The organism is Neobacillus massiliamazoniensis, from assembly GCF_001048695.1.
Taxonomy (GTDB): Bacteria; Bacillota; Bacilli; order Bacillales; family Cytobacillaceae; genus Neobacillus; species Neobacillus massiliamazoniensis.
Window position 1 is genome coordinate 14525 of the sequence record NZ_CVRB01000007.1, and the last position, 25490, is coordinate 40014.

General features: G+C 38.4%; 23 protein-coding genes, 1 riboswitch and 1 other annotated feature. Of the genes, 8 read left to right on the forward strand and 15 right to left on the reverse strand.

What is annotated here, in order from left to right; genetic code table 11:
* Positions 1-136: 136 nt before the first annotated feature.
* Together BN1082_RS25305 and BN1082_RS25310 are read right to left on the reverse strand one after the other, a co-directional pair.
* Positions 137-1216: a D-alanine--D-alanine ligase gene (locus BN1082_RS25305; RefSeq protein WP_090639884.1), complete on the reverse strand. Its 1080-nt coding sequence runs from the start codon at positions 1214-1216 to the stop codon at positions 137-139.
* A 169-nt stretch (positions 1217-1385) separates the two neighbouring features.
* On the reverse strand, positions 1386-2162 hold the full coding sequence (locus tag BN1082_RS25310) for a hypothetical protein (RefSeq protein ID WP_090639886.1): 777 nt from the start codon (positions 2160-2162) through the stop codon (positions 1386-1388).
* A gap of 392 nt (positions 2163-2554) precedes the next feature.
* Here BN1082_RS25310 and BN1082_RS25315 point away from each other — a divergent pair, with 392 nt between their 5' ends.
* Both BN1082_RS25315 and uptA read left to right on the forward strand, forming a co-directional pair.
* Positions 2555-3739: an FtsW/RodA/SpoVE family cell cycle protein gene (locus BN1082_RS25315; protein WP_176699951.1), complete on the forward strand. Its 1185-nt coding sequence runs from the start codon at positions 2555-2557 to the stop codon at positions 3737-3739.
* Positions 3740-4053: 314 nt separating this feature from the next.
* Positions 4054-4647, forward strand: a complete 594-nt coding sequence (gene uptA / locus BN1082_RS25320) for an undecaprenyl phosphate transporter UptA (RefSeq protein WP_090639889.1) — start codon at positions 4054-4056, stop codon at positions 4645-4647.
* A gap of 10 nt (positions 4648-4657) precedes the next feature.
* On the opposite strand, the gene BN1082_RS25325 is transcribed toward uptA, so the two are convergent.
* The 4 genes from BN1082_RS25325 to argS all read right to left on the reverse strand — a co-directional run bounded on the left by BN1082_RS25325 (position 4658) and on the right by argS (position 9766).
* Positions 4658-4987, reverse strand: coding sequence for a hypothetical protein (locus BN1082_RS25325; RefSeq protein WP_090639892.1), 330 nt, complete (start codon positions 4985-4987; stop codon positions 4658-4660).
* Between the two features lie 70 nt (positions 4988-5057).
* Positions 5058-5199, reverse strand: a riboswitch (guanidine-I (ykkC/yxkD leader).
* A gap of 57 nt (positions 5200-5256) precedes the next feature.
* Positions 5257-7083: an APC family permease gene (locus BN1082_RS25335; protein WP_090639896.1), complete on the reverse strand. Its 1827-nt coding sequence runs from the start codon at positions 7081-7083 to the stop codon at positions 5257-5259.
* Between the two features lie 443 nt (positions 7084-7526).
* Positions 7527-7994 (reverse strand): DinB family protein, encoded by a 468-nt coding sequence (locus tag BN1082_RS25345; protein WP_090639901.1) that lies wholly within the window; start codon positions 7992-7994, stop codon positions 7527-7529.
* Between the two features lie 77 nt (positions 7995-8071).
* Positions 8072-9766, reverse strand: coding sequence for an arginine--tRNA ligase (gene argS / locus BN1082_RS25350; RefSeq protein ID WP_090639903.1), 1695 nt, complete (start codon positions 9764-9766; stop codon positions 8072-8074).
* Between the two features lie 80 nt (positions 9767-9846).
* Positions 9847-10059: a binding site (T-box leader), on the reverse strand.
* Between the two features lie 103 nt (positions 10060-10162).
* Here argS and BN1082_RS25360 point away from each other — a divergent pair.
* Positions 10163-10417 (forward strand): alpha/beta-type small acid-soluble spore protein, encoded by a 255-nt coding sequence (locus BN1082_RS25360; RefSeq protein ID WP_090639909.1) that lies wholly within the window; start codon positions 10163-10165, stop codon positions 10415-10417.
* Positions 10418-10518: 101 nt separating this feature from the next.
* On the forward strand, positions 10519-10791 hold the full coding sequence (locus tag BN1082_RS25365) for a hypothetical protein (RefSeq protein WP_090639911.1): 273 nt from the start codon (positions 10519-10521) through the stop codon (positions 10789-10791).
* A gap of 62 nt (positions 10792-10853) precedes the next feature.
* On the opposite strand, the gene BN1082_RS25370 is transcribed toward BN1082_RS25365, so the two are convergent.
* Entirely contained in the window at positions 10854-11261 is a 408-nt protein-coding gene (locus BN1082_RS25370) for a hypothetical protein (protein WP_425412225.1), read from the reverse strand.
* A 110-nt stretch (positions 11262-11371) separates the two neighbouring features.
* Positions 11372-11941 (reverse strand): TetR/AcrR family transcriptional regulator, encoded by a 570-nt coding sequence (locus BN1082_RS25375; RefSeq protein WP_090639914.1) that lies wholly within the window; start codon positions 11939-11941, stop codon positions 11372-11374.
* A 243-nt stretch (positions 11942-12184) separates the two neighbouring features.
* Here BN1082_RS25375 and BN1082_RS25380 point away from each other — a divergent pair, with 243 nt between their 5' ends.
* Positions 12185-13090: a nuclease-related domain-containing protein gene (locus BN1082_RS25380; RefSeq protein ID WP_090639916.1), complete on the forward strand. Its 906-nt coding sequence runs from the start codon at positions 12185-12187 to the stop codon at positions 13088-13090.
* A 267-nt stretch (positions 13091-13357) separates the two neighbouring features.
* Here BN1082_RS25380 and BN1082_RS27910 read toward each other — a convergent pair whose 3' ends face one another.
* The 5 genes from BN1082_RS27910 to BN1082_RS25400 all read right to left on the reverse strand — a co-directional run bounded on the left by BN1082_RS27910 (position 13358) and on the right by BN1082_RS25400 (position 17072).
* Complete coding sequence (locus BN1082_RS27910; RefSeq protein WP_176699952.1) at positions 13358-13507, reverse strand: hypothetical protein; 150 nt, start codon at positions 13505-13507, stop codon at positions 13358-13360.
* Positions 13508-13784: 277 nt separating this feature from the next.
* Positions 13785-14567, reverse strand: a complete 783-nt coding sequence (locus tag BN1082_RS25385; RefSeq protein ID WP_176699953.1) for an ABC transporter permease — start codon at positions 14565-14567, stop codon at positions 13785-13787.
* A gap of 6 nt (positions 14568-14573) precedes the next feature.
* Positions 14574-15377 carry an ABC transporter permease gene (locus BN1082_RS25390; RefSeq protein WP_090639919.1) on the reverse strand — a complete coding sequence of 268 codons (804 nt, stop codon included), beginning with the start codon at positions 15375-15377 and terminating at the stop codon, positions 14574-14576.
* The gene (locus BN1082_RS25395; protein WP_090639921.1) at positions 15374-16351 is read right to left on the reverse strand and encodes an ABC transporter ATP-binding protein; all 978 of its coding nucleotides are present in this window, start codon (positions 16349-16351) and stop codon (positions 15374-15376) included. Before BN1082_RS25395 ends, BN1082_RS25390 begins: the two co-directional genes overlap by 4 nt.
* Before the next feature lie 82 nt (positions 16352-16433).
* Positions 16434-17072: a lysoplasmalogenase gene (locus BN1082_RS25400; RefSeq protein ID WP_090639924.1), complete on the reverse strand. Its 639-nt coding sequence runs from the start codon at positions 17070-17072 to the stop codon at positions 16434-16436.
* 269 nt (positions 17073-17341) lie between these two features.
* Between BN1082_RS25400 and BN1082_RS25405 the strand changes: the two genes are divergently transcribed.
* Entirely contained in the window at positions 17342-19558 is a 2217-nt protein-coding gene (locus tag BN1082_RS25405) for an MMPL family transporter (RefSeq protein WP_090639926.1), read from the forward strand.
* Between the two features lie 687 nt (positions 19559-20245).
* A complete protein-coding gene (locus BN1082_RS25415; protein WP_176699954.1) occupies positions 20246-22054 on the forward strand; it encodes an acyltransferase family protein in 1809 nt (602 codons plus the stop codon).
* A 362-nt stretch (positions 22055-22416) separates the two neighbouring features.
* Here the strand turns inward: BN1082_RS25415 and BN1082_RS25420 are convergent, their stop codons facing one another.
* Positions 22417-23337 (reverse strand): class I SAM-dependent methyltransferase, encoded by a 921-nt coding sequence (locus BN1082_RS25420; protein ID WP_090639934.1) that lies wholly within the window; start codon positions 23335-23337, stop codon positions 22417-22419.
* Between the two features lie 430 nt (positions 23338-23767).
* Here BN1082_RS25420 and BN1082_RS25425 point away from each other — a divergent pair, with 430 nt between their 5' ends.
* On the forward strand, positions 23768-24232 hold the full coding sequence (locus BN1082_RS25425) for a CD3072 family TudS-related putative desulfidase (protein WP_090640145.1): 465 nt from the start codon (positions 23768-23770) through the stop codon (positions 24230-24232).
* Between the two features lie 629 nt (positions 24233-24861).
* Here BN1082_RS25425 and BN1082_RS25430 read toward each other — a convergent pair.
* Complete coding sequence (locus BN1082_RS25430; RefSeq protein WP_090639937.1) at positions 24862-25479, reverse strand: alpha/beta hydrolase; 618 nt, start codon at positions 25477-25479, stop codon at positions 24862-24864.
* Positions 25480-25490: the final 11 nt, after the last annotated feature.

A 25490-nucleotide genomic window follows, 5' to 3' on the forward strand; every position in this document is an offset into this window, starting at 1 on the left:
TTCGCTTTTCTTATTGTCTAGCTTCAGCGCCTAGCCACTCGAGGTCATAAGCCTCTCCCATTAAGAAGGCAAAAAGCGCCTTCTTATTGGGAGTGTCTTATCCTTGTCGTGGCTGAACGAGGCGCTTACGCTTTTCTTAGATTGTATATTTAATTTTTTGTTTTTCTGTATGTCTTTCTATTGCAAGGTTTACAAGTCGCTCAATTAATTTAGGATATTCAACACCGGTTTCCTTCCACAATAGCGGGAACATACTAAACGGTGTAAAGCCAGGCATGGTATTTACTTCATTTATTAATACTTTACCATCCTTTGTTAAAAAGAAGTCTGCTCGAACAAGTCCTGAGCAATCCAATGCTTTAAAGGCTCGAATGGCCGACTCTTTAATTTCTCGGTATTCGTCCTCTGAAATATCTGCAGGGATCATTAAGGCTGTTTCCCCGTCCTCATATTTCGCTTTATAATCATAAAAGTCTTTTTTCGGTACAATTTCACCCGCTACCGAACATTCAGGATGATCATTACCAAGAACACCTACCTCGATCTCACGGGCAGTCACGCCTTCTTCAATAATCACTTTTCGGTCGTACTGGAAGGCTTCCGCAAAAGCAGCCTCTAATTCTGAGAGATTTCTACATTTGCTAATGCCAACGCTTGAGCCAAGGTTAGCAGGCTTAACGAAACATGGATAGCCAAGTTCTTCTTCTACTTTTTTATAGATTTCCACCTTTGTGATTTCCCATTCACTTTTGGTAAAAGCAACATAGTTTACTTGGGCAAGTCCTGCTTGCGCAAAAATATTTTTCATGATGACTTTATCCATGCCAGCGGCGGATGCTAATACGCCATTTCCAACATACGGAAGATTTAATAATTCTAAAAGCCCTTGTACGGTTCCATCCTCACCATTAGGTCCGTGCAGCAATGGAAAAATCACATCAAGCGACTCTTTTTCTTGCTTTTCGGTTTGAAAAAGCGATGGTGCTAAGGCTAATGGCGATACCTGAGTGCTCGCTGAAAATTCTAGTGCTTGCACGTTTTGAACCGGAGCATTAAGTTGAGGCCCTTTCACCCACTGCCCTTCAACATTTATGTAGATCGGATGAATTTCAAATTTTTCTAGGTCCAGTGCTCTAATAACAGCAAGGGCAGTCTGTAACGATACTTTATGTTCAGCGGATTTTCCACCATATAATAAACCAAGTTTTGTTTTCATAACAATCCTCCACCTTCTCATTAACGTTTTTATTTTACCACTTTATTTTATTAGAAAGGAAACGTGGTTCATGTTTTGGATGATTTTTTATACCCTATCCTAATTTTATGAAAAATACAGCTTACCTTAAAACAAGATAAAATCTCTCCAAGTGGATATTGGAGAGATTTTATATGACAGTTAATTTCCACTCTTTTAATTTCTTGTCAAAAATAATTTTTGCATGACAAGTTTTATGGGCAATTTGTTCATATTCCTCATACATATCATCCATATTATCAAAATCGCCAATTACCCAGACAGGAATTTCAATTCTCCCACGCTGATGATCTGCATCCTTTAATGAAATACAGATACCCTCTTTGATGAAAGGAGTTAACGAGAGAAGGATTTCCTTATTGACCGGAGGATAAAACCGTTTCTTTCGTACTCCAAGAAGTGTTTTTTCAAGTCTTAGGTGCCCCAATTTACCTGCAATCGACACACTTAATAGTTGAAAAAAATCCTTAAAGCTGCGGTAATAAATTTTGTTATACCAGCCGTCGTCACGGGCCAAATAAACAAAACGATTGCCTAGTTTATTATAAAACGGCAATTTCAAATGCTGCTTTTGATGGCCTAAATACAATAGTTCCGCAATTTCCTGGCCGGTCAGTTCATTTAACAATTCCTCTTCTAGAAAATCTATCCAGCAGAAATTCCCGTAACCATATACATCTTGTGTTGCCAACTTTTTAATTCGATCTTGCGGGCAATATTGGAGAAGTGTGTGCCTGTTTAAATCAGAGTCATCAAAGCGATGCTTAAGCAAAAGCAAATGATTTAATGACCCTGAAAAAGCAGTAACAAATTCTTCAAATTCGATTCCGTATGACAAAACATACTGGTCCGTTTGATTTAAATGTACGTAGATGAGGTCCCGTATGTCTTGATGATGCCTTTTCAATGCAACTTCCTCCGATCAACAATTTAGAAAATCTATTAAAACCTTACAGGATATAAGAATGAAAGAAAGCTTTTAATGAAATATTGGTCCATTTCATTTTACCAAATTATAGTGCAAATAGCTTATTTCAATTCTTTTACAAATAAAAAGATTTTGGTGAAATCATTGCAACTATTTTACTCCTATATATAGCCTTTTGGTCAATAGTTTATTTGTTAAATTTTCAATGCAATGTATACCTTTTTTATTATTTACTTTTCTTCCAGTTTTCAACGATTTATTGAAACCATTTTGTAAGTAAAATCGTTATTATATATGTGCGCCTGTAACATTTTACCTTAGAAATATTTTCTAGCATGTAATTAGACAATAAAGGTGATGAGTGTGTGTTGATGGAAAACAGAAGATATAGAACTGATCGCTTTGATTGGACGCTTACCTTATTGTTGTTCCTCTTTTTCTTAATTAGCTGTGTGGCTATTTACAGTGCACAAGGCTCCGCTCAATATGACAGGAATTTTTTAATCATGCAGGTCTTTTGGTATGTAGTTGGAGCCGCGATTATCTTGGTTTCGATTCTTTTTGATACATATCAGTATAAACGGCTTTCCTGGTATTTATATTGTTTTGGACTCTTATTACTCGTTGCTTTGATTGTTGCTCCCGAAAGTATTGCCCCTGTCAGAAATGGTGCTAAAAGCTGGTTTATTATAAAAAAAATAGGCCAGATCCAGCCGTCAGAATTTGTAAAGCCCTTTCTGATCTTAGCCTTAAGTCGGGTTATTATCCGTCATCAGGAACTCTATCAGGAAAAAGCGTTGAAATGGGACTTTCTTTTGCTTTTAAAATTAGGTGTCACTACCGCCGTACCGCTTGGACTCATCATGCTCCAACCTGACCTCGGAACAGGTCTCGTTATTTTGGCTATATTAACAGGTATGATTTTAGTTTCCGGAATTTCATGGAAAATCATTCTCCCTATCTATAGCGCAGGAACCTCCCTTGGAGCACTGATCCTCTATCTGGTTATTAATAAACCTGAGCTCCTGGAGAAATATCTAAAGGTAAAAAGCTATCAATTTCTTCGCATTTACGCCTGGATAGACCCTGTGAATAATGAATCAGGCGCAGGTTTTCACTTGATGAAATCATTAAGTGCAATAGGCTCTGGGGTCTTAACGGGAAAAGGGTTCGGCAAGCGGGAAGTGTATATCCCGGAAGGACATACTGATTTTATCTTCAGCGTGATTGGAGAAGAGTATGGCTTCGTTGGTGGAAGTATCTTAATTGGCCTCTATTTTATGCTTATTTACCATTTAATCAGGACGGCTTTGGATACGAATGATCCTTTTAATACGTATGTTTGTACAGGGATCATCAGCATGATTACCTTTCATGTCTTCCAAAATATCGGAATGACTATTCAAGTTCTCCCGATTACCGGAATTCCCTTGCCGTTTATCAGCTATGGAGGCAGCTCGTTAATGGGGAATATGTTTGCAATGGGACTGATCTACAGCATTCGCTACCACCATCGAAATTATATGTTTGCAACTGACAAATCCCTAGGCACTTAAAAAGCAACAATCCTTGCTTTTTTATTTATTGGCTAAGTTAAATCTCATTGATGATTTTGCCACTATGTTGATTGGAGCGGAAGGCGCGAGACTCCTGCGGGAGTACGTGGCAGGGGAGACTCTGCAGGCGCTTAAGCGCCGAGGAGGCTCCCCGGAACGCCCGCGGAAAGCGAAGCGCCTGAAGCGGAAATCAACAGGCAAGTTTAACACAGCCTAATTATTAAGATTATCTTAAAGATTACTATATATATTCCTTTATTAGACAAATTATTATAAACTAAAAAAGTATCTTTAATAAATTGTGAAGGTGAATTATGACTGCTTATATTAATACCGTTTTGGATTTCTTGTCTCATTTAGGTTACTTCGGCATTGCTTTAGGTTTAATGATTGAGGTTATCCCGAGTGAAATTGTACTGGGCTATGGCGGATATATGATTGCACAAGGACATATCAATTTCTTTGGAGCCCTCATTGCCGGTATAATTGGCGGAACCTTTTCCCAATTATTCTTGTATTGGGCGGGCTATTATGGTGGACGTCCATTTTTAGAGAAATACGGTAAATATGTACTAATTAGAAAACACCATATTGATATTGCCGAGAAATGGTTTGAAAAATATGGCGCCGGAGTTATTTTTTCTGCACGATTTATCCCTGTGGTACGACATGCGATTTCCATTCCAGCCGGGATTGCCAAAATGTCGATGAGTAAATTTACTCTTTACACCGTTGCTGCCATTATTCCGTGGTCTATTCTATTCCTATACCTTGGTAATGTTTTAGGAAAGAACTGGTCACATGTCAAGGAAGCCGCCGCACCATATGCAACGCCAGCTATTTTTGTTGCCATCATCATTGGCGTGATTTATTATTTAGTCAAACGAACAAAGAAAACCGCCAAATAGGCGGTTTTTTTTATGTTGATGACTTAGGTTTTGAAAATTTAGCTTGTGCCCATGCATCGAGCTTTTTGACATGGCTTTTTCCGATGGTAAAGCCGTATATAATTAGCAAGACAATAATGAGCGTATACAAATCAATTTTTTTTGTCGAGATAAAATTAATGATCCCCATTAATACTTGCGGGATTACTCCTGTCAGTGCAAACAATACCGTTGCAATCTTAAACCAAATTTTAGATTTTAATCCATATCGAGCATATAGCAAGAAAAATGTCGACAACCACGCCAATACCTCTAAACTACCAAGGATTATCCATTTGTTGTCAACCAAAATATTCATCATTATGAAACTCCCTTTCCTTTAAATTACCATCAAAATAAAAAAGCCATGGAGAACGACCGTTACCGATCTCTTCTCCCAGGCTTTTATCCTTCCGTGGACACCAAATAGCGGAAAACCCATTGCAAAAGTCCACACTTTTCCGCAATTTATACAGGTGTGTTTTCTCTCGGACCAGACTGGCATTACACCACGGAACCCTAGAAAACATGTTCATATATATTTATCCATTATTTTAACAGAAAAATAGTACCCAAAGTAGTTCTATTTTTTTACTTTTTAAAATGATACGGCAAAGTTGCAACAATAACTTTCTTTTTAAAAATAAGATAAGTCCTAATTAATAAGCTCGATTGATTGTGTAAAATATTATGCCAGCTCTTTTTGGTAATGAACTGTGGAATTAATACCGTTACCCGATAATTATTTTCACTCGCTTTGTGTTCCACTGTATCAATAAATTTCGATAAGGGCTGAAGAACACTGCGATAATGAGATTGCAAGGTTACAAGTCGTACATCAGGCTGCCACTTCTCCCACTTTTCGGCGAAACGTTTCTCATCTTCACGATCAAATGAAACATAAACAGCGAAAATTTGATCGGTTAATGATTTGGCATAATTAATGGAATTTTCCACTACCTTCGTAAACCCTGCAACCGGTACAATGATAACATTTCCTTCAATAGGGATTGCAGGTGATTCGGGATGAATCCTTAATTGTTCACCAACTGCTTCGTAATGTTTATTAATCCGATGAAACATAATAACAATTAACGGTAAAAAGATAAAAACAAACCACACTTGAGTAAATTTCGTTATAAAGAAAATAAGTAGTACCGTTAAAGTAATTATCGCTCCGATTAAGTTAGCACTTAGCTTTGCCAGCCATCCGCCCTGCTTTTTCCGGACCCATCTGATGATCATCCCTGTTTGTGATAAGGTAAACGGAATGAACACCCCAACAGCATAAAGAGGGATTAAATGCTCGGTTTTTCCGTGAAAGGCAATAATGAGCAGAATCGAAGCAACCCCTAAAGCAACGATTCCGTTTGAATAGCCAAGACGGTCGCCTCTAATCGCAAACATACGAGGCATATACTTATCTTTTGCCAGGTTAAATGCCAATAAAGGAAAAGCCGAAAAGCCAGTGTTGGCAGCCAAGACCAAGATTACTGCCGTAGTTCCTTGAACAAAAAAGTATAAATAATTCCGCCCGAAGGTTTCTCTAGCAATTTGCGAAACTACTGTTTCATCAGCCTTTGGTCCAATACCATAATAATATGCCAAAAAAGTAATACCACTAAACAATATCGCTAATAATGATCCCATTAGAATCAATGTTTTGGCTGCATTCTTGGGAGCGGGGTCTTTAAAATTAGGAATGGCATTGGAAATCGCTTCGACTCCTGTTAACGCTGAACAACCGGATGCGAAGGCTCGAAGTAGCAGGAATAAGGAAATTCCTTCCACCGGTGTCCCAAGGGCCGGATGATAAAAGGTATGCGAAACATTTCCGGTCATAATATTATAAATGCCAACTCCAATTAATATAAAAAGTGCAAAAACAAACAAATACACCGGATAGGCAAGAATCGTTGCCGATTCCGTTAAGCCCCGAAGATTTAAAATAGTAATCATGACAACTAAAACACAGGCAATCGGGACTGTATAGGGATGTAACTGCGGAATAGCGGATGTAATGGCATCCGTACCAGCAGAAACACTAACAGCCACTGTCAATATATAATCCACTAATAAAGAGCCACCAGCAATTAAACCCGCATTCACCCCTAGATTTTCTTTTGATACAACATAGGCTCCTCCGCCATGCGGATAGGAAAAGATAATTTGCCGGTACGAAATAATTAAGGCTGCTAATAAAAATAGGACCCCTACCGCGATCGGAATAGAATACCAGTAAGCGACTGCGCCTATGGTTGATAAGACAATTAGGATTTGCTCTGTGCCGTACGCCACAGAGGATAGGGCATCGGAAGACAGAATCGCTAATGCTTTTAAAATATTTAGCTTTTGATCTCCTAATGCCGTCGATTTTAATGGACGGCCAATTAAGATTCTCTTTACAGAAGAGAGCAAGTTTTTCACCCACCATGAAGTAGAATTTACCGATTGATTTTAACACAACTTATTGGAGTAGTAGAAGTGTTTTCTTTGTGTACAGCTTCCCCTCTAACTAAAAAAGCATGGAGATTTTCATCCTTCATGCTTCGACTAGACGATTTTTTTAGGGGCACCTTTTTTATTAATGGTCTGTTAAACTTGTCTGTTGATTTCCGATCCATGCGCTCGCTTTCCGCGGGCGGTCCGGGGAGCCTCCTCAGCGCTTAAGCGCCTGCGGGGTCTCCCCTGCCCCGTACTCCCGTAGGAGTCGAGCGCCTTCCGCTCCAATCAACATTGCAGAAAAATTATCATGAACTTTGTACGTATAGTGGTGCCTGTCACATTTTGGGACAGCCTCTTACTCATAAAAAAAACGTTCCTACCATAAGTAGAAACGTAATTTCAAATCAGGTTACCAATTATTTTTGACTTGCCGCTTCAATCACACGTTTCATAGCGTGCATTTGTCCCAAATGGCTCGATTCGTGGAAGATGGCAAAGTTCGCAAGCTCTCCATACGTTTCTGCTCCGAGGAATGGATGTTTAATTCGTTCAGATAAACTCTCCACTGGAATCTCTTTGATCCGCTTAATTTGCTCTTTAAGCTGAGCAGATAATTCCTCAACGGAAGGAACATCCCCCTGCCAGTCAGAAGGTTTCGTGCCCCTACTGAATAATTCCATGTAGTGTGCCGGAAGATGGGTCGATTTATTCGGAAAGCCAAACATAAATTGCTCTGCAACTGTCAGCACATGACCTACATGCCAATGAATCGTATTATTAAATCCTTTAGGCTGTACGTCCACGATTGCTTCGTCCAAGGCATCGACATTTTTTAGAAGGAAACTACGCGTTAACTCAAAATTTTTGAATACTAATTCGCTCATTCTCATCTTCCCCTCTTTCTGATTTCAAGCACCTTCTATTTTACCTAAATTTATCCTCTTAGGAAAATAATTTGCTCTTACATTTCTTCAGGCGCTTCAAGTCCCAGCAACCGCAATCCTTCTTTAAGAACAATCGTTACACTGTAGACTAAGGCAAGGCGCGCTTGTTGCTCATCACTTTCTTCAAGAATTTTTACTTCCGCATAGTACTTATTAAAAGCCTGGGCAAGGTTGACCACATATTTTGCCACCTGGGACGGATCAAATTGCTCGCATGCCCGTTTAATTGCATTTGGGAATTCCATTAGGAAACTAATGACTTTCCATTCCTTATCCCATGCTGCATGATCGTTTTTCGAATAATCCTCAGGATGCCAATTCCCTTTACGCAGAATCGAGCATGCTCTCGCATACGTATATTGAACGTAAGGCCCTGTTTCCCCTTCAAAACGAAGCATATCTTCCATAGAAAACTCAATATCGTTCATTCGGAAATTTTTTAAATCGTGAAAAATAACTGCCCCAACACCAACCTGATTCGCTACTTCGTCTTTATTAACTAAGTTTGGATTTTTTTCTTCAATATTTTGCTGTGCTAAGGAAATGGACTCTTTTAATACTTCTTCCAATAAAACAACCTTTCCTTTACGCGTGGACATTTTCTTACCGTCCTTTAACATCATTCCAAACGGAACATGGACCATTTTCTTAGCCCAACCATAGCCCATTTTTTCCAATACAGCCTTCAACTGTTGAAAATGCAGGCTTTGCTCATGACCAACTACATATAAAGAAAGATCAAAATCATAATGCTCCTTACGATAAATAGCCGCTGCTAAATCACGGGTTGCATAAAGGGTAGCGCCATCTGATTTTTTGATTAAGCATGGCGGCAGTTGTTCCTCGTGAAGCTCGACCACTTGAGCCTGATCGGATTCCACGAGCAAATGTTTTTCCTCTAACAGCTCGACAACACGGTCCATTTTGTCATTATAGAAAGCCTCACCTGCAAAGGAATCAAAGTCAACATGCATTAACTGATAAATTTTTGAAAATTCCTTTAATGATTCATCACGAAACCATTGCCAAAGCGACAATGCTTCCTCATTCCCATCTTCAAGCTCTTTAAACCAGTTTCGCCCTAGGTCCACAAGCTCCGGATTCGTTTCCGCTTCCTCATGAAACTTGATATAAAGTTTTAACAATTCTTTAATTGGGTTTTGCTTTATTTTTTCTGTATCTCCCCATAGCTTGAAAGCCGCAATCAACTTCCCAAATTGCGTTCCCCAGTCGCCGAGGTGGTTGATTTTGATTGGCTTGTAGCCAGCCTTTTCAACGATGTTCGCCAAAGCATTTCCTATCACCGTTGAACGCAAGTGCCCCATCGAAAACGGCTTGGCAATATTAGGTGATGACATATCAATCGTTACATTCCCACCATTCCCTATGGTAAGTGTGCCGTAAGTCTCTTTTTGTTCAAAAAGATCTGCAATCATTTTTTCCGAAACCGTCTTTTTGTTTAAAAAGACATTGATATAGGCCCCCACCACTTCGATCTTTTCAAAATTAGGAGATTGAACCCGTTCGCTTAACTCCTGGGCAATCAGATTCGGAGCTTTTCTTTTTAATTTTGCTAAAGTAAAGCATGGAAAAGCCAAATCTCCATGGGCATCGTTCTTCGGTTTTTCAATGCTCAATTGAAGTTCATCCATTGTCAATTCGTGATTCAGCAACTCGTAAAGAATGGCTGCAAGTTCTTGTTTAAAATTCATTTTTAACCCCTCCATATAATTTAAATTTGAAGCGCATTGCGACTTGCTTAGGAAAGAAAATAAAAAAACCCCCGCCTCTTAAAAGAGACGAGAGTTTGATAATCCCGCGGTACCACTCTAATTGTTCAAATAGAACCTGCTTTACATCATAACGGAGAATTTCCCGGCATGCCCTACTATTTTCAGGCAGGCATCTCAAAAGTGCGCTTCATTATCTGGTCTGCATCAGGCTCTCACCATCCCTGACTCGCTTTGCCTTTTCAGATAATTACTTTCTTTTTCATCGATTTTATCCGAATTATTAACAATTATTATACTGGAAAGAATCAGATTTAACCAGACATATTTGATGATTTTTATTGTTATGGAAACTCTATAATAAAAGGAGGTTTTCTTATGGCTAGAAGAAATAAAATCCTTGTTCCAGAAGCTAGAAAGGGTTTAGACGAATTGAAGGCAAAGGTGGCACACACTCAGTACCCCGAGGATGCAAAATTTGAAGCCGCCGAAGAGGTAGGTGTTCCTTTGAAAAAAGGCTATAACGGCCAACTTACTTCCGAGCAAGCAGGAAAGGTCGGTGGCAGACTGGGAGGCAGCATGGTTCGCGAGCTCGTCAAAATGGCACAGGAAAACATGGCGAAAAAAAGATAATTTGGGGGCCTGATTTTTCAGGTCTCTTTTTATTATTTTAGAATAAATTTGACAATTTTGTGACAATTGATAGAATATTCAGTAAGAAGGAGTGGATGACAATGCAGAAAAAAAATGTCAATAACTTATTTTTGACCACCAAGATTGCCCTCGGTGCTATTGGAATTGGACTGGTTCTTTTTTTAGTCGGCTTATTTGTAAGCGGTTTCAATTATTTTCTCTCTGCAACTGGTATTGGTATCATCATTGCTTCCTTGATTGTAATCTTCTTCGGTATGTCAATTAGTTTAATGGAAGAATATGTGGAAAATAGTAAACGCCATCAGCAGCTAAGGAAAGGTGTTACAGCATATTCGAAAAAGCCGTACCACTAAATCTGAAAAGTTAAAGAGCCGTGTTCCAATATTAGGAACCGGCTCTTTTTTAAAGGATAGATTTATTTTTCCCCTTCAGTTATATAACGACCCTGCACCCATGTCATAATGAAAAAGACGATGAAACAGATTAAAAGGAGAGAACCGCCAACAATGAAGAATATTAGATTAATAGTATCAATTCCGCTGATTGGCTTTGTATAATAAAGCCACATCCCCACCGTTAACCCAAAGGATCCAAGGATTGCCGTCCAAACATGAATCATCGCCAGTTTTGAGTTTTTCGGGATCTTAAAGACACGATAAAAAATAGCAAAAGCAAATAGTGACAACCAACCGACAACTAGAACATGAGCATGAACATCTCGGAAAGCGTATGCTCCTGACCCGGCCATATGGGAACCTAGAAATGCCCCCACTACTCCATAAATAGCAGCCGCTCGAATTAAAACCTTCGTACGATCCATCATATTTCAACCCCTTTGTTTAACTGACACAAGTGTCGGATTAATGTAAAACAAACAAAGTATTTCATTTACATGATTATTATTTCACATTCCGACACAAGTGTCAATAAAATCTAACGCGCTTTGATTCCATAAAAAATGACAGAAAAAAGCTTTTCACTCCAGTCATGTGGATCAACATTAAGCGTTCTTGGGATCTGTATTGAGTTAAAAAAAATACTTGTAATAATTTCTGGTGGCAAGTCGGTTCTTAGAAAATTTTCACTCTGTCCTCTTTTTATCATATTAACAATAATGGAAAAAAGCTCGCGATGATCGTGATCCAGCTTTTCGATTTGGCGCTCCATTTCACTTGTTTTGGCCGTTTTCAAATGAGGAATATATTGAATAAATTTATGGATATGAGAATAAGAAATAAAAATAGTAAGCAAATCTTTTAATTGTTGAATCGGATCACTATCGTCCAGCTTTAGACATTTTTCCATAAGGGTGTTCATTAAATTAACCATGTAGGAAGCGACAAGCTCGTCCTTGTTTGAAAAATACTCATAAATTGTACTTCTTCCTACGCCCAGCCGTTCGGCAAGAAGTTTAAAATGTAGACCGTCATAGCCTTTTTCCAATAAAAGCTCTTCTGTTGCCTTCATTAACTCCTGTTGATTTATACTACGCAGCCTTGCCATACAACCGTCTCCTTTGCAACAAACATATAGGTTATTATATAGAAAGCTGAAAATATATGAAAGAATCGTGATCAATGAAAATTATTTTTTCCTTATTTACCATGCACAGGGCCAATGTTGTTCTTTTATGTCCACTTACCAACCAAAAGTCACTAACGTTAACAGAATTGTTGAATTATTCACTCTCCAGTATTGGTATTTTTTTATAAAATAGACTTAAGGTTTTATGAAAGGATGTGGAATATGCCTTACAAACCACGCGTTGAAAAAGATGAATTGAAGCTTATGCGATTTTTAAACACACGAATGGATTTACTCGAAAAAGATAAAAAGCACTTTTTGAATCTCCAAAAAGGCTATGAAGGCGAAGGGATGTTTGACTTATTAACAGAGAAGCTTTCCTTAGAACGGTATGTATTGAACGATTTGCTCCTTGAGTTTAATAACTCAAAATTTCAAATTGATACGACCATGATTGTTCAAGAAAAAATTTACCTTTTTGAAGTAAAGAATTTTGAAAGCGAATATGAATACCGTTCTGGCATATTACATACTATTGCTGGAAATGAAGTTAATAATCCACTCGATCAGATAAAGCGGAGTGAATCCCTATTTCGCCAGTTACTTCAAAAATTAGGATTGAAATATCCCGTTGAATCATGGGTTATCTTTATCAACCCCGAGTTCACCTTGTATCAAGCCCCTAAAAACCAGCCCTTTAAACTTCCGACACAGTTAAATCAGTTTATGAAAAAATTAAACGCAACACCCTCTAAACTAAATGGATGGCACAAGAAACTGGCCGATCAATTAGTTTCCTTACATCAAATTGATTCTCCCTATCCCCGATTGCCCCCTTATGAATATGGTCAGCTTCGAAATGGTTTTACTTGTGCAACATGCCATTCATTTTCGGTTTCTTTACAGGAAAAGGAATTGGTTTGTGGTCATTGCGGTCATCATGAAAAATTAGAGTCTGCTGTATTGCGGAGCGTAGAGGAATTAAAGCTGCTTTTTCCAAATAGAAAAATCACTACTAATGCTGTTCATGAGTGGTGTGGGGTGGGTTTGTCTAAGAAAGGAATCAAAAGATTCCTTGATAAAAACTATAAATCTTTCGGGCATAATAGGTGGATCTATTACGAATAAGATTTGGATAGGCTCTTTATGGAGTAATTTACATTGTTTAGCATCAATTTCGCAAAGGGATTGTTTGTATTTTCATTTACCTCTTCCAGTTTTGGGCGATGATATGCTCTATCAACGATCTTTTCCTTACCTACATGCCGAGTTTGGTCATTGATAAGCGTTATCAATGACCTTTTTTCTGTTTTCCTATCGGTTTTGGTCGTTGATAATCGTTATCAATGACCCTTTTCTTCTTTTCTTACCTGGTTTGGGCGTTGACAAGCTCCATCAACGACCTTTTTCTTCTTTTCCTACCAGTTTCGGTCGTTGACCAGCTCGTTCAACGACCTTTTTTCTGCTTTCCAATTGATTTCGGTCGTTGATAATCGTTATCAATGACCCTTTTCTTCTTTTCTTACCTGGTTTGGGCGTTGACAAGCTCGATCAACGACCTTTTTCTTCTTTTCCTGCCTGTTTTGGTCGTTGACAAGCTCCATCAATGACCTTTTTCTTCTTTTCTTACCGGTTTCGGGCGTTGATACGCTCGTTCAACGACCTTTTTCTTCTTTTCCTACCAATTTCGGTCGTTGACCAGCTCGTTCAACGACCTTTTTTCTGCTTTCCTATCGGTTTTGGTCGTTGATAATCGTTATCAATGACCCTTTTCTTCTTTTCTAAACGGTTTCGGGCGTTGACAAGCTCCATCAACGAAACACTACGACCCAGTCGATCGATAGTGCCTGACACCAAATTGCCAGACAAGAAAACAGGGCAGTATAAATAGACTTCCCAGCACAGGCATCAGCATGTAAAGGAGATCGTGCCCCGTTGTTTTTCCGAGAAGGTACAGTAACGGCAGGTAATTGACACAACCAAACGGAATCACGTATGTAAAAAAACGGGCTACCCACTTTTGATAAATATTCAACGGATATTGGGCCATCTCGCGGCCGCCGTCTGTAAAAATATTTGCCACTTCAAGGCCTTGGACTGTCCAAAAGCACATGGTGGCGGCAAGCATATAGATTCCGGTAAAAATAAGCACTCCGCTTATTATCATCAATACAAGGGTTACCGCCTTCATCAAACTCCACTCAATCGGAAGGTTGCCGAGCGCCCAAACTAAAACAATGACACTCTGAAGAAGCCGGCCAAATCTTGTAAACTCGAATTTTGAACCAAGTACCTGTAAAAACGTGCTTCTTGGCCGAACGAGCAGTCTGTCAAATTCCCCTTTAACGACAAGATTGGAAAAAGCATCAAAGCCGCGGGCAAAGCATTCACTTAGTGCAAATGCCATATGGATGACGGCAAAGCAAAGCGCTACCTCGAAAAATTGCCAGCCTTTTATTTGCCCAAAACGTTCAAACAAGAAATAAAGGCCAGCAAAGATAGCAAACGGAATAAAAAACTGGCCGATCGACAACAGCCAAAATGATGTCCGATATTGCATTTGTGCTTTAAAGTGAATTAAAAGATATTTAATATAAAGGACCAATCTTCCTCACCCTCCCTGAACAACCACTTTCTTTAGTACACTGTTAAGCGCGATTCTCCCTAACCACACTAGAAAAAGAAGATACACAAGCTGAATAAGAATCCCAATGATGGCATCGTGCTGTGGAATTTGTCCCGAATAAACCCGAAACGGAAAATCGGCCGTCCAGCGAAACGGCAGAATATTGGCGATTTGCTGAAGCCATGCCGGCATTAAGGGAATCGGAATGACCAGCCCAGCAAAAAACTCACCGAGAACACCAAATACTAGCAGAGACCCCATTGGCGATAAAGTCACAAAAACGGATATATAAATAAACATGGAGATGGCTACCAATAGAAACAAGCCTAGAAGTAACGCACTTAAGAATAATAAAAATGCTGATAAGCTAGGTGGGAGTGTCAGGTTATATGGTTTCGGTAAAAAGAAAGAAACGAGTAAAATCGGGAAACATCGTAATAAGGCACTTGATAGCCGCTGCGCCAAAAGCTTCGCATACCAAAAACCGTAAAGCTCGCAAGGCCGGCAAAGCTCATAAGCAATATTCCCGCTCGTGATCATTTCCATCAGTTCGTTGTCACGAAACCAAAGCATAATAAAAGCAAGAAAAGCCTGCTGCAGCCATATGTAATTGATTAATTGTGTTAGGGAAATCGGAGGGATTTTGCTGGTATGTTCGTAAAAGGCTTCAAACACCATAATCATAATAAAGCCCCAGAAAAATTGAGTTACCACTCCAGCCAGTGCAGCCACACGGTATTGCATTCCATAAAGAAGACGCAGCTTCAAAACCGAAAGATACACCCTCATATTTGATACTCCTTATAAAGATGTACAATGATATCCTCAATCGGCTGTGTTTCAATCGCGACATCGATCAGCTCAACACGGTCGGACAGCTGAGTAATCACTTCGGAAGTCTTAACCCTATCTGTATCTATACTAAGAACAACTCTTTCCGGTGACCATGTAAGCACGGATGCCCCCGGAATATGAATAGGATTTGAATTCTTCCCGTAATCAGCCGTAATCGTTTTTTGTGTTCCAAACCGCTTCCTTAATTCATCTAAATTGCCGTCGTAAAGCAATCTTCCCTTACCAATCAAGATGACCCTGTCAGCTAATGCCTCAATATCATTCATATCGTGAGTTGTCAGAATGATCGTGACTCCCTTTTCTTTATTAATCGTTTTGATAAACTGCCTAACCGCAATTTTTGAAACAGCATCAAGTCCGATGGTCGGTTCATCTAAAAATAACACCCTCGGATTATGAATGAGAGATGCTGCAATTTCACAGCGCATCCGCTGCCCTAAACTTAATTGCCGTACAGGTGAATTCATGATTTCTTGTAATTCGAGAGTTTCAATGAGGAGTGCAAGCGTAGCTTTGTATTCTTGCTGCGGGATCTTGTATATATCCTTTAATAGTTCGAATGAGTCGATAACCGGTACATCCCACCAGAGCTGTGAACGCTGACCGAAGACAACGCCGATATTTTTTACATACTGAACACGATCTTTCCAAGGTGTATAGCCCATAATTTTGCAGGTCCCGGTGTCCGGCACCAAAATGCCGCTCATGATTTTAATTGTGGTTGATTTGCCTGCCCCATTTGGACCGATATACCCAACAATTTCACCGGAATCAATCGAAAAAGAGATCTCATTCAGTGCTTCCACAATGGTATGTTCCCGGTAAAAAAGCGCCTTCGCGGCCTGTCGAAGCCCGGTCGTGCGCTTGGCTACCTTGAAGGATTTGCTAATACCTTCTACGAAAATCATTATTTTCCCCTCCTTCAGAATTTAAGTCGCGGAGGAAAATAATAACATTAGGACACTAGAACGTCAAGAATTTTTTGAATATTTATACCATAAACCCAAGCACAATAAGAAACTGGGCTAAAATATAGGTCACCATAATACTTGTATGGGTGGTTCTTTTCTTTTCTGTAAACATATCAAAAGCGAGAATGGAGTCAGAAGTGATAAAAAACAAAGACCCTAAGAACGGTAGTAGAAAAGGAATAAATGACTCCGACCAAATACGTGTAAGGCTGAAAAAGCTCATTAGTAATATCACAACCATATACATTCCCACTGGTAGTTTCATAGATTTATTAATAGAGGGAAATAGCTTAGTGCTAATGACTGCACCAATAACTATGTAAGGTACCAACAGCAAATAAAACCATAATGGATAATGAAAACTTAGAAACGCAAAAACATAGAAAATATGCCCAATTAAGAAGGACGCGATGCCACCTAATAAAAAGAGCTTTTGTTCAGACCATATTAAAAACACATCACCGAAAAAGGACGCGATTAATGCCCAAATAATCAGGGAGTTGAATTTGTCCACATTCCAAATATAAAAAAGCAACAAAAGTGGCATTAATAATGGTTTCGTAATGTTTCTTCCTAACTGGTTGTTTTTTCTTAAAAAAATGATATGTAAGATTGAAACGATGATAAACGGAATTCCTATTAACGGGTTTAAAAGCATCTGCACTCATCTCCTTACTTACCTCTATTGTATCGTAGTCTAATAATTGTAACATTATATCCCGCTCTAAATATAAGGAATATTCCTTCTTTTTAAAAAGGCTTTTACAAATATTCCAAAGTTTTATCCCAGATCCCAAAGCTAAAACCTCATAAAAACTTACAGGAAAGACAAAAAAATCCCTAAAATCCATTTTTAATCTTTTGTTCACATTCCATTCATAATCGCTGATTAAGATGAGAGCAAAGATTAATAAGGGGTTGAAAAAAATGCTTAAACCTATTCAAAGTTTAGTTAAATTTTCGAGTAGTAAAAAAGGCGCAAAAGTGGTTCTCTTCATTTGGATTGCCGCTGTGATTTTATTAAGCGTACTCATGCCCGCTTCCAAACAATATTCAGTAAGCAGCAAAGAAGCAAGTGTGAAAAACGATACACCTTCCGCAGTCGCTAATAAAATCCTAGATAAGCAATTTCCATCAAAAGATGGTTTAACTGGATTACTTGTTTTTCACGATAAAAATAAAATCACCGATCAGGATCTAGAAAAGATTACCGAAGTTAGTAAGTGGCTTAGTTCGGATCAAAAGCCAAAGGATGTTGCCAGTTCGGTTCCATTCTATCAATTCCCGAAACCGGTGCAACAGCAATTTCTTTCTAAGGATGGAACAACGCTGCTCCTCAATTTTAATTTAAAACAAGGATCAGACTCGCATGTCGCCAATAAGACCGTAAAAGAAATTAATAATAAACTTAAAGAAATGAAATTAGGTTCCTTACAGGCTGAAATCACAGGACCTGCCGGCATCACTTCCGATACGATCACCATCTTTCAAAATGCAGACGTTGTGTTAATGCTAGCGACTGTTGCGTTGATCTTTGTTATCTTATTGATTATTTATCGTTCACCATTATTAGCGATTATCCCGTTGGTAATTGCCTCTATTGTGTACGAAGTCGTCGATCGGGTATTAGGGTTTGGTGCAAAACATGATTGGTTTGTTGTCGATAGCTCGGCGACCTCGATTATGCTTGTTCTGCTATTTGCAGTGTTAACAGATTATAGTCTATTTATTTTCTCGCGTTATCGCGAAGAGTTACAAAAGCACTCTTCAAAATATAGTGCAATGGGAGAAGCGATTCACCATGTTTCAGAGCCAATTTTATTCAGTGGCGGCACCGTTCTTCTCTCTGTCTTAACACTTTTTACAACGATTTTTGTACCATATAACCATTTTGCTCCAGTTTTTTCAACAGCAATGGTATTTATTCTTATTGCAGGTCTAACGTTAATACCAAGTATATTTGCCATTTTAGGTCGAAAAGCCTTCTGGCCATTTATTCCGAAGGTGGATGAAAAGGCAGTTAAGAAACCAGGCTTCTGGGGTAAAGTTAGTAATCAAGTTAAGAAACACCCTGCGATCATTTCAGGAATCCTTTTAATTTTCTTGCTCGTAGGTGCGTTCAATACGACATTGATCCAGTATTCCTTTAATATTATGAAGTCATTCCCAGCCGATCTTTCTTCCCGAAAAGGGTTTGAATTATTGGAACAACACTATCCTGCCGGGCAGCTTGCTCCAGTCACAGTTATTTTAACGAAAGACAGTGAAATAACATTAGACGAGTCATTTTTGAAAAATGTAAAAACGCTTGAGGAAAAAATGGGGAATATCAGCGGGGTTGATTCTTTTAGCCAAGGAATAACAGACGCAATGATTCAAAATCCATCAAAGCTTCCTCCAGGCTTCATCGGGGACGATAAAAAAGAAGTTAAACTGCAGCTGGTATTAAAAAATAATCCATATGATGACGGGGCAATTTCGACCATTCAAAAACTTCGCGATCAAGAAACAAAGCTTCTTAGCGAAAGTGGTCTTTCAGGCAGCGGCTACCAATTACACTATGCCGGTCAAACAGCAGAGCAATTAGATGTCAGGGCCATGAATCAACGAGATATGATCGTCCTGTTCTCTCTAGTCACTGTGTTAATTACCATCATGCTCGGATTCCAAACTCGTTCCATTTTACTACCAATTCTGATGATGGCAACAATTCTTTTATCCTTTGTCGCAAGCCTAGGGTTCGGCTGGATGATCTTCCACGATATTTTAGGAATTTCTTCAATCAGCTATCGTTTGCCAGTCTATACATTTGTCTTTATGGTTGCACTTGGGGTCGATTACAATATCATGCTTGTTTCCCGTATTAAGGAAGAACATCTTAAACATTCGTGGAAAGATGCAGTTGCAAACGGTGTTGCCTTAACCGGTGGCGTTATTTCATCAGCTGGTATCATTTTGGCTGCAACCTTTGCTGTATTAATTACACAGCCATTAGCAGAACTATATTTATTCGGAATTATCATGGCTTTAGGTGTAATCATGGATACCTTCTTAGTCAGAGGTATGCTGCTCCCTGCAATTTTGATTCTTGTAAATAAAAAGGAGAAATCTTCAGCAGCTTCCATTAATAATTCCATTTCCTAAAGTAAAACGAACAGTGCCAGGTGCACTGTTCGTTTTTTTTATGTTTTCATTTATTCAAGCAACTACAAATCTCCAGCGTGAGCTAACTCTTCTGCCCGATCCGTAGAATTTCTTTTTGAAAAAATGTTTTTGTGGTTTTTTACCGTGGTTATAAACATTGAAACGGTTAAAAACAAGAGTAATATCAATATAGCCCCACTTATATAATATTCAACGCTTGGGCTGAAACGGTACGAATAAAAAATCAAACTAGAAACACTGTAAAGTACAATTAAAAACAATTCGAACAACAAGCTCATACAAACAAACAATAAATATAAAATGACTATTTTTCTATGTGAAACATTTTGTAAAGTAAGGCCATCCCAACAAAGACTAGCAAACTTCCCCACCATTTATCACCTCAATAGACACTTCTTTTAAATAGTATGTCCAAAAAAGATGATTCATTACCGAAAACGTATTTAATAAGGACTCTGATTATTATCAGAACTCTCACTATCCTTTAACACTCCTAATTTCTCCCATTAATTCAACAAAAAAACCATTGTCTGCAATCTATAAGGATAATTATAATATTCAACATAATGTCTTTTACTTTTTTTCAAAAATTATTTTAGTAAGGAAAACTTTTTTCATTCGAAAATAGTCATAGAAGAAAGAGGAAGAAAAAAGTTGGGTGATTTCATGCAAAAAAATCGTTATATTACAGGATTAGATGGTTTGAGGGCATTGGCTGTATTATCTGTCATTGCTTATCATCTTGATTTACCTTTTGCAATGGGAGGATTTATCGGAGTAACCGTTTTTTTTGTATTGTCCGGTTATTTGATTACAAGCCTTTTATTATCAGAATGGGAAAAAACAAATACTATAGATTTGAAAAATTTTTGGTTTCGAAGAGCAAAGAGACTACTTCCAGCCATTTTCTTATTACTTATTGTTTTAAATATTATTGTTCCTATTTTTGTGCCAAATGCCACAAAACATTTACATAGTGATACGATTGCCGCCATTTTCTATTATAGTAACTGGCTTTACATATTCCAACATTTGTCTTATTTTGAAACATTCAATACACCAATGTTTCTTACTCATTTTTGGTCACTTGCAATCGAAGAACAATTTTATATTTTTTGGGCAATCGCTTTATTTTGGTTATTTAAAATAAGATTGAAAAAGGGCGTTATCGCAAGTTTGTCTTTTATTTTTGCTTGTTTTTCTGCTATATGGATGGCGCATTTATACCAACCAGGAATGGATCCAAGCAGGGTTTACTATGGAACAGATACACGTCTATTTTCTTTACTCATTGGGGCAAGCTTTGCACTTTGTTTTCCGATTCATCACTTGCGTGAATTAAAGAAAATGTCATCAAAATTCACTTTGGAACTTTTTGGGATTATTGGAGTTTTGGTTATTTTTTGTATGGTTTGTTTTACAAATGAGTATATGAGTTTTCTTTATTATGGTGGTATGTTTTTATTGTCCATTACCACAGGTCTTCTTGTTATTTCTATTTGTTCACCATCGAACACATTGTTAAGTAAACTTTTTAGCTTGTATCCACTAGAATGGATTGGAAAACGCTCATATAGTATTTATTTATGGCATTACCCAATCATTACTTTTATGCATTCTAAAGTAAATACAGCCGGAATTAGCTATTTAGAAATTTTATATGAACTTTTCATTATTTTCGCTTTAGCTTCTTTATCTTATACATTTGTTGAAACCCCAATTCGAAAAGGGAAAAAGATTCGCTTAAAAAAGTTTGCCTTATCTTTTACTTTAATAATGGTTATGGCTATAAGCGTTTCTTGTAATTATTCACAACCAAAGCCAGCACAAAAATCAAACGTGGCTCATGCAATACAAAAAGGGAATGAAACAAAAGAAGTAAAAGCTGTGGCTAAAACTCAAGAAGCTAAACCTGTAGATGAAACATCAACACCAACACAAACAACAACTACAACAACAAAAACACCTATCCTCACCAATGCTACAGCCATTGGCGATTCCATAATAATTGATGCTACCCCGGTTTTACAGGAAGGGGTTCCCGAATTATCTGTTTACGGAAAAGTTGGTCGACAAATGTCGGAGTTAAAGCCGATTGTTCAGCAATTGAAAAAGAACAATCAATTAGGTGATGTGGTTATTATTGAACTTGGTTCTAACGGGGCTTTCCCAAAAGAAATGCTGGAAGAAGTTATTAATATGATTGGAAAAAATAGAAAAGTGATTTTAATCAATACACGTGTACCGAGACCGTGGTGCCCGGTTGTAAATCAAACACTTGAAGATGTAGCAAAAGAATATCCCAATACAAGTGTAATTGATTGGTTTTCTGCAAGTAAAAATCATGATGAATATTTTGTCGATGACGGTGTACATTTAACGAGTGAAGGTGCAGATGTTTTTGCGAGCCTCATCGAAAAAAAACTCAATGAAATAAATCCAGAGAACATCAATAAAAAATCGACCAATCAATAGATTCAAATGATTGATTAAATCGCGACAGTGTTTCGTTTCAGATTGTAGACAAAAGGCATTCGAATGAGCCCATTCGGATGCCTTTTGTCATTTTGATGCTTTAGGCTTTGTTAAACTTGCCTGTTGATTTTCGCTCAACAAGCGAGCATCCGCGGGCGTTCCGGGGAGCCTCCTCAGCGCTTAAGCTCCTGTGGGGTCTCCCATGCCCCGTACTCCTGCAGGACGTTGAATCAGCATCCTTGAATCAACACCGCACGATGGAAATGCGATAGCATTTTCGAGGATCTCGCCCCTTCCGCTCCAATCAACATAGTTTCAAAAATCAACAATGACCTTTAACACTGCCATGCTTTAAGAAGCTTCTATCGCTTATTTACAACTAAATGCGCAAAATGGAAATGATCGAAGGCATGTAATTCATCTTCCCGGTTAGCAAAGTACATTTCTTCAATATTTGCTGGTGAAAGATTTTCATATAAAAGCATATTGCAATCCTGGAGCTCCAAATCCAGCTCAAACGGATCAAACCCGGTAATGATCGGCTCTCCTGTCTGGGCGGTGATTTGCCGCATTTGGATTAATTTTTGCGAAGCGGTTGTGTCATTAAAAGCAGTATCATCGAGGTAATCAAATACGAAAGAACTTCCGTTTACGGACAAAGCCGAAATAGTAGATAGAAGTTGGTAAAAATCTTTTTTCTCTAAATACATTACAACGCCTAACAAACTAAAATAGGCATATTTTTGTCCGTCAAAGCCACTTTTCTTCAGCTCGTTCTGGAGTGAATCATTTTTAAAATCAACTGGAACAAATTTTAGGTTTGGGGGTACCGCTATCCCCATTTCGTGAAGGCGATTTATTTTAAATGTTTGAGTTGCGGGGTGGTCCACTTCAAAGATGATAAAATCTTCAGGCAAGTTTTCTTGTCTTAATGCAAAGGTGTCAAGTCCTGCACCTAATATAACATACTGCTTTATCCCTCGCTTCACCGCCGACATAAGACCATCTTCTGCATATCGTGACCGGCTGACTAACTGTGGAATTGTCTGGGTATTCATCACCCAATCCAATTTTTCAGCAAACGTCTTCAAGACTTCACTCTTTTCCTGATCAAAGAACGCAATGGCATTGGCCCAATTGGCGGCAATTAGCTGTTTTTCATCTTCCCTTAATAGGGAATGAGCAAGATGATCATTAAAAACAGGCTGACTGCTGTTCGCTACATGATAACCTCTGGCAAAGCAGCTGACTAATGCGGTTAAACTTTGTTTCGTTTTTTCCACAAATAACTCCCCCTTCGTAAAAAGAAAAAAACCCCAGGCTAAAATATAACCTGGAGCTAATCTTACGGTAAAGTTATTTTATTGTCAATTAAAATATAATTATAGCACAAAATAAATATTTTGTCAACAATATTTTTTCAGTTCCTTTTTCGGTGCCTAACACCAAACTTCATTTGGAAAAATTAATAATATTGGCTTAAATATTGTTAAAAATTGATTTCCATTGTTTATTTGTCGCGTTGGAATTATCATGATGATTAACGTTTTGATTTAATTATTGTGTAATCCATAAAATAATTTCATATAAACTATAAAATAATTTCTAATATGCTTGGAGTGCGCAAAGGAATTTAAATAAACTTTAAGCATTTATTTCAGTTGTGGAGAAGAGAAGTTGATCTAACAAAAATCTTTGAAAGGAAAAAAAGAAATGCAGCGTAATAAAAGGATTTTGATGGTTTCACATTGCATTTTAAACCAGAATACGGTCATTGAAGACGAGGCAAGAGCGGAAGGCGCTGTCCTTTCTGCAGTTGAATGGGCCTTGAAGGAAGGTTACGGGTTTCTCCAGCTGCCTTGCCCAGAATTCACTTTTCTCGGATTGAACCGTCCCTCCATGACTTACGAACAATACAATACACCCGAATACAGAAAACATTGCAGGGAGATCTTGATGCCCGTCCTTCATCAGGCCGAAGAATACATAACAAATGGCTATGAGATTGTCGGACTTCTGGGGATCCAAAGCAGTCCTTCATGCGACCCTACTCGGGGCATCTTTATGGAAGAGCTAGCCGCAATGTTTGCAGAAAAAGGAATCGAGTTGAAAAAACTCTGGTATTTACCTGACACGAGCTCACCCACATTTAAGAGTGGAGAACATTTTGTAAAATAAATAAGAAAAGCGCAAGCGCCTTGGTCAGCCCCGACAGGCATAAGACGAACAGCGAGTGCAGCTCCCCAGCCACCACAGCAAGGAAGCTACTTGTGTAGCTTCCTTGAAGCCTTGCGGAATGGCGTTAGCCATGGAGCAGAGACTTCCTTGAAATCACTTCCGTGCCGGCTTATGACCCGAGGGGCTAGGCGCTCCGCCGAAAAACGCGAGTTTTTCGGCGTGCGAGGTATCGCTTTCGAAGCTTACTCTTATGGAGCTGGACAATTTTCGAAGTCAAATTTTATCTTGCTTATCAATCCAAATAGCCAGTTTCCCCATTGGAAGTTGGCTATTTTTCAATATGCGACTCATTTCTACCTTTATCGATTGTAATTAAACGTTTGATTAAAAACGCCCTTTCCCTTGCAAAGATAAGTTCCTTGCTTTAAAGAAGGTAAAAAAATTGTCAAAAAATATATGAAAAGTGGCCTATTTTTTCAAAAAAGTACATTTTCCCTGTTATTTTTCATTCTTTGACTATTTTCTCGCTTTTTCACCTTTAACTAAACGTTTGATTAAAAACAACTTCAAAATGGTTCATTACTGGATTTTCACACACACTTGTTTAAAAAACATGTCGAGAGCTGTCTTCAATTAGCCGAAAGAATAATCCGTTTATACCATTTAGCTGCCGCTTCGACTTCTTCAATAGTCAATTGATGGCCGCGATTCTCCCAATGAAGTTCGACCTTGGCATTCGCCTTTTCAAATAATGATTGCAGTTCGGTAGATTCCATTGGAGAACAGATGGGATCATTTGTCCCGGCAGCAATAAACACGGACTTCCCTGTTAAATCAGGTAGTTCTATTCCTTTTCTTGGGACCATCGGGTGATGAAGAATCGCCCCTTTTAATGCATTTTGATAGTGAAATAATAAGCTTGCTGCAATATTGGCTCCATTAGAATAGCCGATGGCAATAATATTTTCACGGTTGAAATCATACTTATTGGCTGCCTCATCAAGAAACTCGTTTAATTCTTTAGTGCGGAACACAAGATCCTCTTCATCAAAAACGCCTTCTGCTAATCTTCGGAAGAAACGAGGCATTCCATTTTCCAATACGTTTCCACGGACACTTAATACGGAAGCCTGATCATCAATCATTCCAGCAAGAGGTAATAAATCTGATTCGTCCCCTCCTGTTCCATGAAGCAATAGTAAAGTTGGTTTTGATGAATCTGTCCCTTTTTGGAATATATGTTTCACCACCATGATCT

Bases quoted from the DNA above. Each gene is read 5' to 3' on its own strand.
- BN1082_RS25400 (WP_090639924.1), bottom strand. From the start codon at position 17,072: ATGCTTTTAAACCCGTTAATAGGAATTCCGTTTATCATCGTTTCAATC.
- BN1082_RS25325 (WP_090639892.1), bottom strand. From the start codon at position 4,987: ATGATGAATATTTTGGTTGACAACAAATGGATAATCCTTGGTAGTTTA.
- BN1082_RS25365 (WP_090639911.1), top strand. From the start codon at position 10,519: ATGCAGAAAAAAAATGTCAATAACTTATTTTTGACCACCAAGATTGCC.
- BN1082_RS25305 (WP_090639884.1), bottom strand. From the start codon at position 1,216: ATGAAAACAAAACTTGGTTTATTATATGGTGGAAAATCCGCTGAACAT.
- BN1082_RS25425 (WP_090640145.1), top strand. From the start codon at position 23,768: ATGCAGCGTAATAAAAGGATTTTGATGGTTTCACATTGCATTTTAAAC.
- BN1082_RS25380 (WP_090639916.1), top strand. From the start codon at position 12,185: ATGCCTTACAAACCACGCGTTGAAAAAGATGAATTGAAGCTTATGCGA.
- BN1082_RS25395 (WP_090639921.1), bottom strand. From the start codon at position 16,351: ATGATTTTCGTAGAAGGTATTAGCAAATCCTTCAAGGTAGCCAAGCGC.
- argS (WP_090639903.1), bottom strand. From the start codon at position 9,766: ATGAATTTTAAACAAGAACTTGCAGCCATTCTTTACGAGTTGCTGAAT.
- BN1082_RS25390 (WP_090639919.1), bottom strand. From the start codon at position 15,377: ATGAGGGTGTATCTTTCGGTTTTGAAGCTGCGTCTTCTTTATGGAATG.
- BN1082_RS25405 (WP_090639926.1), top strand. From the start codon at position 17,342: ATGCTTAAACCTATTCAAAGTTTAGTTAAATTTTCGAGTAGTAAAAAA.
- BN1082_RS25345 (WP_090639901.1), bottom strand. From the start codon at position 7,994: ATGAGCGAATTAGTATTCAAAAATTTTGAGTTAACGCGTAGTTTCCTT.
- BN1082_RS25415 (WP_176699954.1), top strand. From the start codon at position 20,246: ATGCAAAAAAATCGTTATATTACAGGATTAGATGGTTTGAGGGCATTG.
- BN1082_RS25315 (WP_176699951.1), top strand. From the start codon at position 2,555: ATGGAAAACAGAAGATATAGAACTGATCGCTTTGATTGGACGCTTACC.
- uptA (WP_090639889.1), top strand. From the start codon at position 4,054: ATGACTGCTTATATTAATACCGTTTTGGATTTCTTGTCTCATTTAGGT.
- BN1082_RS25360 (WP_090639909.1), top strand. From the start codon at position 10,163: ATGGCTAGAAGAAATAAAATCCTTGTTCCAGAAGCTAGAAAGGGTTTA.
- BN1082_RS25370 (WP_425412225.1), bottom strand. From the start codon at position 11,261: ATGATGGATCGTACGAAGGTTTTAATTCGAGCGGCTGCTATTTATGGA.
- BN1082_RS25375 (WP_090639914.1), bottom strand. From the start codon at position 11,941: ATGGCAAGGCTGCGTAGTATAAATCAACAGGAGTTAATGAAGGCAACA.